The 13,567-nt window shown below is 55.6% G+C and carries 13 protein-coding genes; 10 read left to right on the top strand and 3 right to left on the bottom strand.

Annotated elements, in window-relative coordinates:
• Nucleotides 1–141: 141 nt before the first annotated feature.
• The 3 genes from ACTJKV_RS18370 to ACTJKV_RS18360 all read left to right on the top strand — a co-directional run bounded on the left by ACTJKV_RS18370 (nt 142) and on the right by ACTJKV_RS18360 (nt 4,517).
• The gene (locus tag ACTJKV_RS18370; protein ID WP_440599236.1) at nt 142–1,995 is read left to right on the top strand and encodes an ABC transporter ATP-binding protein; all 1,854 of its coding nucleotides are present in this window, start codon (nt 142–144) and stop codon (nt 1,993–1,995) included.
• Between the two features lie 627 nt (nt 1,996–2,622).
• Nucleotides 2,623–3,606: a phosphotransferase enzyme family protein gene (locus ACTJKV_RS18365; protein ID WP_440599235.1), complete on the top strand. Its 984-nt coding sequence runs from the start codon at nt 2,623–2,625 to the stop codon at nt 3,604–3,606.
• Nucleotides 3,607–3,731: 125 nt separating this feature from the next.
• Nucleotides 3,732–4,517, top strand: a complete 786-nt coding sequence (locus ACTJKV_RS18360) for an SDR family NAD(P)-dependent oxidoreductase (protein WP_440599234.1) — start codon at nt 3,732–3,734, stop codon at nt 4,515–4,517.
• Between the two features lie 268 nt (nt 4,518–4,785).
• Here the strand turns inward: ACTJKV_RS18360 and ACTJKV_RS18355 are convergent, their stop codons facing one another.
• The 3 genes from ACTJKV_RS18355 to ACTJKV_RS18345 form a co-directional block, all read right to left on the bottom strand.
• On the bottom strand, nt 4,786–5,196 hold the full coding sequence (locus ACTJKV_RS18355; protein ID WP_440599233.1) for a hypothetical protein: 411 nt from the start codon (nt 5,194–5,196) through the stop codon (nt 4,786–4,788).
• 111 nt (nt 5,197–5,307) lie between these two features.
• Complete coding sequence (locus ACTJKV_RS18350; protein WP_440599232.1) at nt 5,308–5,505, bottom strand: hypothetical protein; 198 nt, start codon at nt 5,503–5,505, stop codon at nt 5,308–5,310.
• A gap of 136 nt (nt 5,506–5,641) precedes the next feature.
• A complete protein-coding gene (locus ACTJKV_RS18345; protein WP_440599231.1) occupies nt 5,642–6,754 on the bottom strand; it encodes an ABC transporter ATP-binding protein in 1,113 nt (370 codons plus the stop codon).
• On the opposite strand from ACTJKV_RS18345, the gene ACTJKV_RS18340 reads away from it, so the two are divergent.
• From ACTJKV_RS18340 to ACTJKV_RS18310, 7 genes are all read left to right on the top strand, one after another.
• Nucleotides 6,744–7,493: a GntR family transcriptional regulator gene (locus tag ACTJKV_RS18340; protein WP_440599230.1), complete on the top strand. Its 750-nt coding sequence runs from the start codon at nt 6,744–6,746 to the stop codon at nt 7,491–7,493. The genes ACTJKV_RS18345 and ACTJKV_RS18340 overlap by 11 nt on opposite strands.
• Complete coding sequence (locus ACTJKV_RS18335) at nt 7,490–8,470, top strand: alpha/beta hydrolase (RefSeq protein WP_440599229.1); 981 nt, start codon at nt 7,490–7,492, stop codon at nt 8,468–8,470. The genes ACTJKV_RS18340 and ACTJKV_RS18335 overlap by 4 nt, the downstream gene beginning before the upstream one ends.
• A gap of 27 nt (nt 8,471–8,497) precedes the next feature.
• Nucleotides 8,498–9,697 (top strand): ABC transporter substrate-binding protein, encoded by a 1,200-nt coding sequence (locus tag ACTJKV_RS18330; protein ID WP_440599228.1) that lies wholly within the window; start codon nt 8,498–8,500, stop codon nt 9,695–9,697.
• 66 nt (nt 9,698–9,763) lie between these two features.
• Nucleotides 9,764–10,687: a carbohydrate ABC transporter permease gene (locus ACTJKV_RS18325; protein ID WP_440599227.1), complete on the top strand. Its 924-nt coding sequence runs from the start codon at nt 9,764–9,766 to the stop codon at nt 10,685–10,687.
• Nucleotides 10,684–11,517 carry a carbohydrate ABC transporter permease gene (locus ACTJKV_RS18320; RefSeq protein ID WP_111851088.1) on the top strand — a complete coding sequence of 278 codons (834 nt, stop codon included), beginning with the start codon at nt 10,684–10,686 and terminating at the stop codon, nt 11,515–11,517. The genes ACTJKV_RS18325 and ACTJKV_RS18320 overlap by 4 nt, the downstream gene beginning before the upstream one ends.
• 59 nt (nt 11,518–11,576) lie before the next feature.
• On the top strand, nt 11,577–12,458 hold the full coding sequence (locus tag ACTJKV_RS18315) for a sugar phosphate isomerase/epimerase family protein (RefSeq protein ID WP_440599339.1): 882 nt from the start codon (nt 11,577–11,579) through the stop codon (nt 12,456–12,458).
• Nucleotides 12,455–13,450, top strand: a complete 996-nt coding sequence (locus ACTJKV_RS18310) for a Gfo/Idh/MocA family protein (RefSeq protein ID WP_440599226.1) — start codon at nt 12,455–12,457, stop codon at nt 13,448–13,450. Before ACTJKV_RS18315 ends, ACTJKV_RS18310 begins: the two co-directional genes overlap by 4 nt.
• Nucleotides 13,451–13,567 lie beyond the last annotated feature (117 nt).

Genomic DNA, 13,567 nt, shown 5'->3' with positions numbered 1-13,567 from the left:
CACATGTCAACGGTCGCTTTTGGCGCGAAGCAGCCCCAATTGTTCTCCTTGGGTCGATTAGCGGTTGAGCTTCCTGCCTTAAGATGTTTTGTTCTAGAAGTTGAATCCTCGCCCTCCGTTCCAACCAGAGTTCGAGCGACCATGTCTATTTCAGATGCAATCTACCGCCCATTTGAAAAGCTGATCCAGCCACTGGAGATCCCTTACCGGCCGCTGCCGTCCAGCGGACCAGTGGCGATCCTCCTGCATTTCATATCCATGTTCCGTGGCGTGTTGATAGGCGTGGCGCTTTCCGCCATGGCGATGGAGGCCATCAATCTGTCCATCGTCTGGGGACTTACGGTCGTCGTTGATGGTGTTAGTCAACATGGTGCAGGTCCATTCCTCCAGAGCAAGTGGCCACTTCTCGCTTTTCTTGCTTTCCTTATATTCCCGGCTATGCCGATCGCGTCGTTCATGCTCAACACGCTCCAGTCGCATACGCTTGGCATCGGCATGCCCGCCGCGATCCAATGGCAGGGCCACAAGGCGGTTGAGCGTCAGGATCTCGCCTTCTTCCACGACCTTTTCGCTGGTCAAGTCGCTTCACGACTGCAGCAAGTGGCATCCGCCGTCCAGCAGCAGACCATAGCTGCATTCCAGACCATCCCCCGTTTTATGCTTCAGATGGTTGGCTCCGTGATCCTCCTTAGTTCGCTGTCATGGCAACTCGCGCTCCCGGTTGTCATCTGGATAGCTCTTAATATCGCACACGCGGTGAGGATCGTCCCCATCTTTGCCGAAAGCGCTCGTCGGACTGCCAAGCAGCGGAGCCTGCTGGCAGGTGCTATCACCGACCTCTACACCAATATGCAGATGATCAAGCAGTTCGCCGCTGAAGATAGCGAGGCTGGCGCGATCCGCCGTGCCATTCTGAAGGCTGTGAAGACACAGCAGAGAGAACAACGCGTCTACCGCACCTCGGAAGCGACGGTGGTCATTCTCAACACGCTGCTCTGGGTAAGCATGCTGACGATCGGTTTTTCTGGTCTCCTCAAGGGCTTTCTTACAGTTGGCGAATTCGTCGGTGCGGTCTACATTCTCCAGCGCCTGTCGGCACAAATCTTTACCTTTCTGCAAGTGGGCCAGCAGGTCTTCCAGGCGATCGGCACCATCAAGGACGCCACGCCCGTCATGACGACGCCGCCAACTATTACGGATCGGTCGGATGCCGCCGATCTCCAAGTTGAAGCAGGCGAGATACGGTTCGAGAATGTCAGCTTCGCGTACAAGTCGGGTAAGACTGTCATCGACTCCTTGTCGCTCGAGGTCAGGCCCGGCGAGAAGGTAGGCCTCGTTGGACTTTCTGGTGCGGGCAAGACGACACTCGCGAGTCTTCTCCTACGCTTCTACGATATTCATGATGGTACCATCCTCGTGGACGGTCAGGATATCCGAGCGGTCACACAAACGAGCCTTCGGGGTGCGATCGGCGTCATAGCCCAGGATGTCGCTCTGCTCCACCGCTCTATCGGCGACAACATCCGGTATGGCCGGCCGGATGCGACGCAGGAAGAGATCGAGAGAGTGGCGAAGATGGCAAGTGCGGATGGCTTCATCGTCGATCTTACCGACGGAGAGGGCCGGAAGGGGTACGATGCCTTCGTCGGCGATCGCGGCATCAAGCTTTCGTGTGGCCAGCGCCAGCGGGTCGCCATTGCCCGTGTGCTTCTCAAGGATGCGCCGATCCTCGTGCCGGACGAGGCGACGTCGGCGCTCGACAGTGAATCTGAGGCTGCTATTCAGGAAAAGCTGAACCTCGCCATGGAGGGTAAAACGGTGATCGCCATCGCACATCGCCTCTCCACGATTGCGCGGATGGACCGGATCGTTGTGCTCGACCAGGGACGTATTGTGGAAGAAGGCAAGCCAGAGGAGTTGATCGAGGGCGAGGGGCTGTTTGCTAGCCTATGGAGACGCCAGACGGGCGGGTTCATTCCCGAGCAACTCACATAGTCCCGGAAACGTCTGTGCGTTTACGACACGCGTGTAATCGAACGATCTGATCTTCAAATCAGAGCCGGCTCCAGGGGTATGACTGCACCGGCGCACCTCATATCTCCTTACCGTAAAATTTGCAGTCGCAGGAATTTCACAGACCGTTTCACTGATAGGGAGTTCCAATCATGCTACCGATTGTGTTTGATTTGCCGATTTGAGTGAGTGGAAAGCTAGAGCGTGGAGAACAGAGAAAAAGTAGCGCTGGCGGCGCTTGCTCGTATGGTAGATCAATATCTCGAGAAACGACCTGACGGCATGATAGATAATTATGCCATGTCCGCTGGGGAGAATGCGTTCGAGGCACTATACGCGTACGGGTATATGGAGGACGCTGGCATGCGTTTCGCCCGTTGGACGGAGTTGGGTGAGGCACTCCTTGCATGGTCGCATTTTCCAAATGAAAATCCATTTCCAGCCCCGATCAGAGGAGATGGCGGCAAGGCATCCCGAAGATAAGGGCGCATACTGGGCAACAAAGGACCCAGCGTGTGATTTGATTATGGACGCCGCTGAGCAACGGACTTGGGCAATTGGAACAGGTCATGAAAGCAATAGGTTTTACAATCTGACGGCGCCACCTAGATGACTGACTTTGATCCGATCTATTCGATGGTGAGCGCTAAAGCCATTAAGGGCTTGATTGAAAGCAACTACGCCTTGGCGGGCTTAGCATCTTGTCGCTTGCTCCAGCGCGGCCTGAACGATGTGTACTTAGTCAGCTCGACTAGCGGTGAGCGTTATGTGTTTCGGCTGTCCCACCACCGCGTACGAGGGCCAGCAGATGTAAAGAGTGAAACGGATTTTCTGATCCACGTCTCCAAGCTTGGCGTGCCGGTCGCAACGCCAATCCCAACCATCGGGTGCGAACTCTTCCTACAAGTCCATGCGCCGGAGGGGCGACGAGAAGGCGTGCTTTTTCAGGCTGTAGATGGGCGGGAACCTCATGCAGGCGACGTCGGCGATGCTCATGCAAATGGAAGAACTCTCGCTCTTCTCCACAACGCGGCTGAGACATACATTCCGAATGCGCCGCTGTACAAGCTCGACTTGCAACATCTGTTGTATCGACCGCTTGCGCGAATTCGTAGCAGCGGCGTCATAGAAGACCCCTCTGTGCTTGACGAACTCGAACAGATCGCCGAACGGACCGGCGCTGCGATTAAGCTCCCCGCTAATCTCTCGTGGACCTATTGCCATGGAGACTGTCACGGCTTCAATTCGAAAATCACTGAAGCTGGAGCAGCTGTTTTCTTTGATTTCGATGACGGAGGTCCAGGATATTTGGCTTACGACCTAGCTGTCTTTCTATGGGCGCAGGTTTCTTTCGGTCGGGAGACAACACGAGCTTGGACATCATTTTTGGACGGCTATCGGTTGATAAGAACAATCACTTCAGATGATTTCGAAGCTGCTCTGCGGTTTGTTGTCGTCCGCCACGTCTGGCTCATGGGAGAACATGCAAGCCGGGTCGACGAGTGGGGCAGAAACAACGTCCGCTGGATTTCCCGTGGGTTGGGTTTTGTTAGAGCATGGGAGAGCGAGCACTTGATGGGCCGTTTGTTTTAGGCTCCCATGATCTTTATCCGCTTGTTGCGCAAGATAAACTTGTTGTCCTTCGACAGATGTTCGTGCCTACTCATGCGTGAAGTTCATGCTGTCCAACTGATGTCTCAGGAAACAGGAGACTGCCTGTGGTGCAAATATTGCCGCCGAAACGATATCCTGAGATGAGAGAAAAAATTGCTCTTGTAACTGGCGGCAGCACCGGAATCGGGCTGGCGACGGCGCAAGCGTTCGCTCGCGAAGGTGCGACTGTGATCATTGCTGGCCGCAACGAGAAGAGAGCTAAGCAGGCGCTGACGACGTTTTCTCCAGATAGTCGTGTGAGTTGGATCGAGTGTGACGTAACGAGTGGCCGCGACGTCGAGAGGCTTATGTCTTCAGCTTTGAAAGAGCACGGACAAATTGACTACGCTTTCAACAATGCTGGTAGCGGAGGTAAAATGTCTCCGATTGCGAGCATGAGTGAAGATGCCTGGGGAAAGACGATCAATGGCTATCTCACCTCGGTCTTCCTCTGCATGCGTTATCAGTTGCCGTCAATGCTCGAGGCTGGGCGCGGTGTCATAGTAAACAACTCCTCAGTCGACGGCCTTCGAGGTTATCCCCTTCCTGGCGGCGCCGCTTACTCGGCTGCTAAGCACGGGGTTTTGGGCTTAACACGAAGTGCGGCACTGGAACACGCGAAGGACGGAGTTCGAATTACCGCAATCTGCCCCGGCTGGATTGGCACGCCGCCAGTCGAGAATTTCATTAGGAAAAACGAGCAAGTTGGTGCTCAGATCGTAGGGCAAGAGCCAATCGGCCGTCTCGGCACTCCCATTGAAGTCGCGAACGGCGTCCTATGGCTTTGCTCTGACGCCGCTTCATTCATGCTTGGGAGCCCCCTTGTTCTCGATGGCGGCTACATGGCCTAGTTCTGAGACTTCAGAGGTATCCTGGGCTTCGCGCCGGCCGAGATGAATTGTTGAAGTTCGGGTTATCAGTGCTTCAATCTGCGGCAGTGGCAGATTCCGGAACGCCATCGAGTTCTCGCTGCAACGGGTTGAGCAAAAATGAGTGTAGTTGATGTCAAAGGCTGACGTGCCCTACTTCAGCCAGCGGGAGGCCGCGAAATGACTTTGCCTAGTTCGACTGACCGAAACATAAACTTGGCTCAGGCGCTCTGCGTTATCTCTTCTGCCTCTACCGGTCCATTTCGCCGAGCCACCCGGACGCGAAGTCTACAAGCACTTTTCGGGCCACCGCGATCCGGAATGCAGGCGTCGCTGGTTTTATTGAAGCCAAGTCACCCCTGTCGTCGCCGAAGAGGATGTTACGTTCGACATGAAGGATTCCGGTCCGCTGGCGGAGCTCTCCATCCCCGTCGGAGAACTTCTCGCAGTCAGTTCGAAAATGCCTTCTCAGCTCTTCCTCGAAGAACGCGACTTGTCCTTCTAAGGAGGCAGCAGTAGCATTCGCTTGTCGGCGTACAGCCGCTGCGACGGCTCTCTTGTTCGCTGCAGTCAACACTTCGGCCAGCGTCAATTTCGCGGACGCCAAGCGCTTTTTGATGAGAGTGACGTCTTTTGTATCGATACGGGCGTCGATCTCCATCCCCTCGAGGATTTCTTGGCCTCTGCAGCGACCAGGGCCTTGACCACGGGGAAAGATGCCCGCGCCGCGAAGCACGTCCTCCGAACCTTTCAGGGTCTTCGAGAATCCCATCTAGGCCGATGGCTCGGTGTCAGGCAGACTGCACCGAGCCTTAAGGGAGGTTTTCGCTTCCGCTCCAAGTAGGATTTCGGTCAGCTTCTCTATCTCAACCGCCATCGCTAAAAGACGGCAGGTCGTCTGCTGCTGCAGGTCGGTAGTCTGCTGAACCGCCGGTGAAAGCGTCTGCGCCTTTGGATCGATTTCTGCCAACTGACTGTCCCTAGTTGGGACGTCCACGCGACATCGGACCCTTCAACGCCGGTAATCGGATCGCTAAAATGCGAGCAATTGTGGAAAGCTTTGACTACGACGTAAGCTCCGCATGTGGTTTCGTTGGTTGGCGCTTTCACACCGGTGTAATTCTCCGGCCCGTCGTCGGATCGAAAAGATGGAGGCTTTCGGTTTGCGCTCGAAAATGTAACGTCTCACCAACGTTCAAGTCGCTCGTTCGAGGAAACTCCGCGCAGAGCATCTTTGAGTGACCGATCTCCACATAGCCATACGTCTGACTGCCCAAGCGCTCTGCAACAAGCAACTCTCCTGTCACCCAGGCGTCTTCCTCAGAACACTGTATAAGATCTTCCGGCCGAATGCCGACCACGACCTGACTGTCAAGCCCGCCGTAACCAAACGTCTCATCAAGGTGGATCGACTTTTTGAGTAACGTGAGTCGGCCATGAGTAAGGCTTGCGGGAAGGGTGTTCATAGTTGGGCTACCGATGAAGCGTGCGACGAATAGGCTTGCTGGTCTATGATACAAATCTAGAGGCCTGCCGATTTGTTCGATGACGCCGGCGTTCATCACAACGATGCGGTCCGCCAATGTCATCGCCTCCACCTGATCGTGGGTAACGTAAATGGTGGTCGCCCTCATGCGATGATGGAGCTTAGCAATCTCAAGCCGCATCTCGACACGGAGGGCGGCGTCGAGATTGGACAACGGCTCGTCGAAGAGAAATGCGGCCGGTTCACGCACTATCGCTCGACCCATGGCGACGCGTTGACGTTGGCCACCGGAAAGCTGAGCTGGTCTACGGTCAAGATATTCCGTGATCTTGAGGATGTCAGCCGCGTGGGAAACGCGGCTCTGGATTTCCTCATCTTTACTGCCACGCATCTTCAGGCCGAAAGACATATTGTCTCTCACGCTCATATGGGGATAAAGCGCGTAGTCCTGGAAAACCATTGCAATATTGCGTTCTGCAGGCGGGAGCAGATTCACTGTGCGTCCTTCAATCTGTAACTCCCCGCCGGAAATTTCCTCCAGTCCGGCAATCATTCGAAGAAGGGTGGATTTTCCGCATCCGGACGGGCCAACCAAGACAAGAAATTCGCCGCTCTCGATGTCGATATCGATATCGTGGATGACTTTTAGACTGCCATAAGACTTCTGGATTCCCCTCAGCGCAATTTCGGCCACGTTTTCCTCCCGGGTAGCAACTTCGTGCTTGACGATCATTATCGATGTCAATATCGATAATGATAAGTTCATCGAGACGCAACAGCTCAGGCACATTTGGATGACATATTTTCCACCCCGGCAAACCGCCACGAAATCCCTTAAATCCAGCGCAGCGTTTGCTTCGCTGAAGCGCGACATCATGCTCGGCGTGCTTGAACCGGGAACGGGTCTGACCGAGCTGGATCTTGCGACCCACTTCCAATGTAGCCAAGGCACTGTGCGCGAAGCTCTATTGCAGCTGCAGGAAGAGGGTCTTGTGCTTCGAAAGGGCCGTCGAGGAACTCAGGTTTCCGAATGCACCGCGGACGAAGCGATCGAAATGTTCAGGCTACGGCAGCAGATCGAGGGGAGTGGTATTGCGCGGATGATGCGTGCGCCGAGCCGGACTCTGATCAAAGACCTGGAGGACTTGTTGGGCAAAATGTTGGCTGCGGCCGACGCTGCCGACGAACTCGAGCTTGCGGCCATCGACCGGGATTTTCATCGTCGCATTTTTGAGGATGCCGATCTGCCGGCCCTTGATCCAATTCTTCATCGCTGCCTGGTGCATAATCATCGTTTCAAGATTTCGCGTAGTCCGATGTCACGGGATTTGAGGGCGACAGCGCTGCGCCACCGCAGCATCATCGAGTCCATTGAAAGCGGTGATGCGCGGCGGGCGACCGCCTCGATGCATCATCACATTGCTACGATTGTCGATTTCGGTCCTGAGGTATTTCCGGAGAGCGTTCAGTGAGCGCCGCTCACGCAGTCTCTGGTGCGTTGTCGGCAGAGAGTGTTGCTCTGATGGCAAGGACGCTGGCTGAACTTGGCCAGTTGCCAGATCCAACAACGTTGGCGCCCGAACAGGGGAGGGCTCAGTCGGCGTTTGCGAGCACGCGTTGCAATGTCGATCTGCCGCCGATGCGCAGCGTGTCGGAAGTCTGGATCGATGCGGATCTCGAGCTTGGTTCTGACCGCTGTCGCTTGAAAATTCTAGTTCCGAAAGGTGCTGGGCACGGTGCGATCCTGTTTATACATGGCGGAGGCTTTGCGTTCTGCTCTCCGGAAACGCACGAGCGTTGTGCGCGAACCCTTGCGATTGAAAGCGGAATGCCTGTCGTGTTGCCGGACTACCGGCTGGCGCCCGAATGCCCGTTCCCCGCAGGTCTGAAGGACGTGGTCTCGGCACTCCGGCACGTCTTTAGCGCAACATCTGCCTCGGGTGTCACGCGTGGCCCGTTGCTGGTGGCTGGCGACTCGGCCGGTGCCAATCTTGCATTGGCAGCCATGTTGCACGAAGAGGCGGCCGGACGACTCCTGCCGGACGGCGGACTGCTCTTTTACGGAAACTATGAACGGTCTTTCGAGACGCCATCCTACGTCCAATTCAGCGAAGGGCCTGGACTGACTCGCGGTAAGATGCAGCGTTATTGGGACTTCTATGCCGGGGGGCAGAAAATCGAAGGTGATCCTTTGGCATGTCCACTTGTCGCAACTGGAGAGCAACTGGCGGCAATGCCGCCGCTGTATTTGATGGCGGCGGAGGTCGATCCTCTGCTGTCGGACACGCTTCTTTTGAGTGAACGTCTCAGGGCGCTCGGTCGCAGCGACGAGTTGTCGATTATCCCAGGCGTGATGCACGGCTTCTTACAAAATACATCCGAACTGTCTGCTGCGCGGGAGGCGTTGGCAGCAGCGGGGAATGCAGCGAGGCGGCAGGCTGGCCGCTGAAAACAAATCAATCTGGAGGAGGAAAGCATGAAATTTCTGAAAACAATGGCGCTCAGCGTCGCACTGGCGGCGTCGGCAGCGCTGTCCCAGGCAAAAGCGGAAACGGTCCGGTTTTGGTACCACTTCGATAATCCAGCCAACCCGATGGCTGACCTGGTAAAGAAATTCGAAGCAGCCAATCCGGGCATCACAATTCAAGCCGAGAACGTGCCGTGGAACAGCTATTACGACAACCTCTACACCTCACTCGTGGGAGGTAATGCACCGGACGCTGCGATGGTGAAGCTTTTTGCTCAACCGCGCCTCGTTGAAATGGGTGCGCTCGAGCCGATCGGCAATATGATTGACGCCTGGAAAGGGAAGGCCGATCTACTCGATAACGTACTCGAACTGAACAAGGGGCCTGACGGTACTCAATATTACCTGCCGGTCCAATATGTCGTTCTCTATCTGTATTATCGCACGGATCTCTTTCAAGCCGCAGGCCTGCAGCCGCCCAAGACCTGCGAGGAGTTCAGGGATGCCGCTATCAAACTGACAAGGGCGCCCGACACCTATGGGTTTGGCCTGCGGGGCGGCAAAGGTGGATGGGATCAATGGGGCGCGTTTGTATTTTCTCAAGGAGCCGAACTGAAGCCTGACGGTCTTGTTAAGCCAGAAGCCATCGCTGCCAATCAGTGGGTAATCGACCTGTTCCAGAAGGACAAGGTAATACCACCATCCGCTCCGAATGACGGGTTCCAGGAAATCATTGCTGCTTTTAAATCCGGGAAAACCGCGATGACGATCCATCACATTGGCTCGTCCAAGGATCTGGTCGCGGCGCTTGGAGACAAGGTTTCAGCAGTGCCGGTACCAAAGTGCGGGAACGGTCAGTGGACATCCTACGGAGACGAGTCCCTCGCGATCTTCTCGAATTCATCCGTGAAGGACGCTGCATGGAAGTGGATTTCGTTTCTCGCCGAGGGTGAGAATAACGTCGCTTTCAATGGTGCAACAGGCCAAATGACGGTCACCAAGAGCGGTTCGGCGAATTGGAAGCTTCATGAACGCCGTTTCGTCGATGCTACGATCCAATCCCTTCCTTTTGCGACAGTGCTGCCGCAAACGTCGGCTGTCTCCGAATTCGTCAACAGTGCTTGGCAGACGAATATGCAGCAGGCGCTCACAGGGCAGATCAATTCGCAGCAGATGATGGAGCAGCTTCAAACGCTGTTTGCTCAGTAACACTTGCCATCTGTGTGCCCCGACGTCTGCGTCGGGGCCTTCCTCAAGGCTTGAAACGGACGCAGTATGTCTCTGTCAGCAACATCTTCCCCTAGGCGCCGCGCGACTTTCGACTGGCGCTCGGAACGGCTTCTTCCATATGTCCTGCTTGCGCCTGCATTTGTCGTGACGCTGGTCATTGTCTTCATGCCGATGGTGCAGGCGGTTTGGACGAGTTTCTACGATCTCATCCTCTTTAAACCGAACGCCAGCAAGTTTGTCGGTTTCGGAAACTATGTGACGCTCTTTAACGATCCCGTTTTCTGGGCCGCACTCTGGAACACCCTGTTATGGATCGGTCTGACCGTGCCACTTCAGATGGGGCTCGGCCTTCTTACGGCTTTGCTGTTGAACCGGGAGTTTCCCTGGCGTGGTCTAGCGCGAGCGCTGATCATTATTCCCTGGGCTCTGCCCAGCGTGGTGATCGCTCTGATGTGGCGTTGGATTTATGATCCCAATACAGGTGTGCTGAACGACATCCTTATCTATCTGTCGGTCGTGCAAGCGGCAGTGCCATGGCTCGCCGATCCAAAGGTTGCGATCTATGCGATCATAGCGACGTTGACATGGCAAGGCTTCCCCTTCTTTGCGGTGATGATTTTGGCAGGGCTGCAGGGTATCCCAAAGAGCCAGTATGAAGCTGCGTCGATCGACGGAGCGTCATCCTGGAGGCAGTTCCTGCATATAACGTTGCCTGGGATCGCGCCGGTTCTTGCGACCGCAGGCCTGTTGCGCGTGATCTGGGTTGCCAATTCGATGGACGTCATCTTCGTGATGACGGGAGGTGGACCCGGCTATGCGACTTATACGCTGCCGCTTTATGCGTTCATAAAAGCGCGCCAGAACCTCGACTTCGGATACGGCACCTCAATCGCCGTCACATTCACAATCCTTCTCGGAGCGTTCGTGGTTCTCTACCTCGCTCGTACCATGCGCGAGGTTGAAAGATGACGCAGAAAAACACGCTTCGCCGGATCGTCACAACAGATTTGCCTGTTCTTGCGATCGTCCTGTTCGCCATGGCACCGTTCGTGTGGATGATACTGACGTCACTCACGCCAACTGCCACCCTCTCCGCCACTGGCGTCTCCCTCTCGCCCATGGGTTGGCGGATTGACAACTATGTCCGATTGATCGAGCAGACTTCGTTTTTGAAAAACATGCTGGACAGTCTTATCATTGCTGGCGGCACGGTTGTGGTCGGCTTGATTGTCTCGGTTACCGCTGCCTATGCGTTCTCGCGTTTCCGCTTCCCTGGACGGAAACTCCTGATGATGCAGTTCTTGCTGATCAACATGTTCCCGATGGTCCTGCTGATCCTGCCGCTCTTCATTCTAATGCGCCGGATTGGAATTCTCGACACTCATATCGGGCTCATTCTTGCCAACGCAACAGTCGCTATTCCATTCGCCGTTTGGATGCTGACAAGCTACATCGCTGCAATCCCGAAAAGTCTAGATGAGGCGGCAATGACTGATGGCTGTTCGCGATTAACGGCTCTCCGAAAGGTCGTGCTGCCACTGACGATGCCGGGAATAATCTCGACCGGGATCTACATCTTCATCACCGCCTGGAATGAATATCTCTACGCGTTGACGCTGGGGGGCAGAAATGTCCGTCCTGTGACTGTCGCGATCCAGACGCTGATTGGCGAGTATCAGATCGAATGGGGATTGCTTGCTGCGGGTGCTGTGGTCGGTGCCATGCCTGCAACTATCCTCTTCCTGCTCGTTCAGCGTCGATTGGTTGGCGGCCTGACTCAGGGCGCCGTGAAGGGCTGATATTGACCCCAAACCCTTGCAAGCAACTCAATATCTACGCAGTAAAAAAGGAGGCAAAGATGAACCCTATCGGGCTGATTTCAATGCAATATGCCCGCCCGTTCACGGCCGAGCACTTCCCATTTTTTTTGAAGATGCGCGAGCATGGCTATGACTTTGTTGAACTTCTTGTTCCCGAGCTCGGTGAACTCGACATCAAGGCCACCAAAACAGCTCTCGATGATGCCGGGCTGGGCGTTGTTCTCGCCGCACGTGTGAATCTGCAGAGGAACTTGTCCTCTGCCGATGCCGACGCCCATCGTGCAGGCATCGATTACCTGAAATACACGGTGGATTGCGCCGCCGGTCTTGGCGCGACGGTCGTCGGGGGGCCCCTGACGGGAAACCCCCTCGTATTTGCGGGTCGTCCACCGCAGCCCGTGGAGGAGTCTGAGCGCGTTGCTCGAAAAGACCGGTGTGTCAAAGGGCTGAAGGAAGCGGGAGACTACGCGCAGAATGCTGGCATTGTTCTGGCTGTCGAGCCCCTCAACCGTTTCGAGAGCGACGTGCTTTGTACGACGCAGCAGGCGATGGAACTGCTGGATGCCGTTGATCATCCTGCTGTGAAGCTCATGCTCGACACCTTCCACATGCACATGGAAGAGAGTTCTCTTTCAGAGGCCATCCGGCTCGCAGGGGATCGCCTTGTCCATTTTCAGGCGAACGAGAACCATCGCGGCTTCCCCGGCACTGGCCTGACGGACTGGGTCGACGTTTGCCGCGCCCTCCATGAGGTTGGCTACAAGGGGCCGGTCTCGCTTGAACCCTTTCGTCGTACCGATGACCGTTTCGGTGTTCCGTTCGCCCAGTGGCGGGCGCCCCACGAAGACGAGAGCGATCGCCTGTCGGCATCGAGTGCATTCATGAAATCTCACCTCCTGCTTACGGAATATCGTCGATGACTATGAAAATCGGTTGGATCGGTTGCGGCATTCACGCAACCCAGATGCTGCTTCCGCAGCTTGTTCGCCATGACGTCGAACTCGTCGCGCTTTGCGATATAGATGGCGCGCGACTGAGAGATGCTGGACGTCAGTTCGGAGTGATCAATCTTGTCAGTGACGTTGCGGATCTGTTGAAGACGCCGGGCCTCGATGCGGTTGGAATGGCGGTTGGCCCTGACCAGCACTTGGCCTTCGGAAAGATGGCTCTTGAGCGGGGCCTGCCTGTTTTCATGGAAAAGCCGCCGTCGGGTAGTGCGGCAGGTGCTCGTGAACTTCTGGCCGCGTCGGAAAAGGCCAAGAAACCGCTCCTTCTGGGCTTCATGAAACGTTACTCAATCGGTAATCGCATGGCGGCCAATATCGTCAAGTCCGGTCGTTTCGGCGATGTCCTGGGATTGACCGGTTACTATATGACCGCACCGGGATATTTCGTTGGTAATGTCGACTATACCGGCTTCTTTCTCCACCATTGCGTTCATTATATGGATCTCGTGTCTTTCCTGGTTTCCCCGGTCCGCTCGATTAGTGCCCGTAAAGTCGAGAAGACGCCGGGACGCGTGCTCTTCCACGTCGGCTTCGAATTCGAATGCGGGGCCATCGGGAATGTTGCGATGGGCACAATCCAATCACGCGGCACGCCGGTTGAGCGCATCGAGCTCATGGGCGATCACCAGCGGATCGAAGTGGAAGACGTCATCGACATCAAATGGCATCGTAACCCGCCATTCAAGATCGACGATCTCGGCGCAACACTGAACGATGATTGCGACACGCTGACATGGAAACCGAATTTTACGGCAGCGGCCAATGAGGATCCCAAAGGGTACCATTCTCTGCTTGCAGATGTCGTCCCCGCCCTCGCTGGAGCAAGTACTCCTGCGCCAACGATCGCCGAGGGAGTTATTGCGATGGAGCGTCTGGAAACGCTCCGCCGTGAACTTGCGCTTTGATGCCCGAACGAGATCGCCCCGAAGAGCGGGGCGATCTCGTTCAATAGTAATCTTTGCGTAGAGTAACAGGCTATTGCGCGCAGTCGATCTTTCGAATGTGGTGCTTTGCTCGAGTTC

The sequence above is a fragment of the Agrobacterium sp. 22117 genome, assembly GCF_052045735.1.
GTDB classification, from domain to species: Bacteria; Pseudomonadota; Alphaproteobacteria; order Rhizobiales; family Rhizobiaceae; genus Agrobacterium; species Agrobacterium cavarae.
This window is presented reverse-complemented; position numbering and strand designations above follow the sequence as displayed.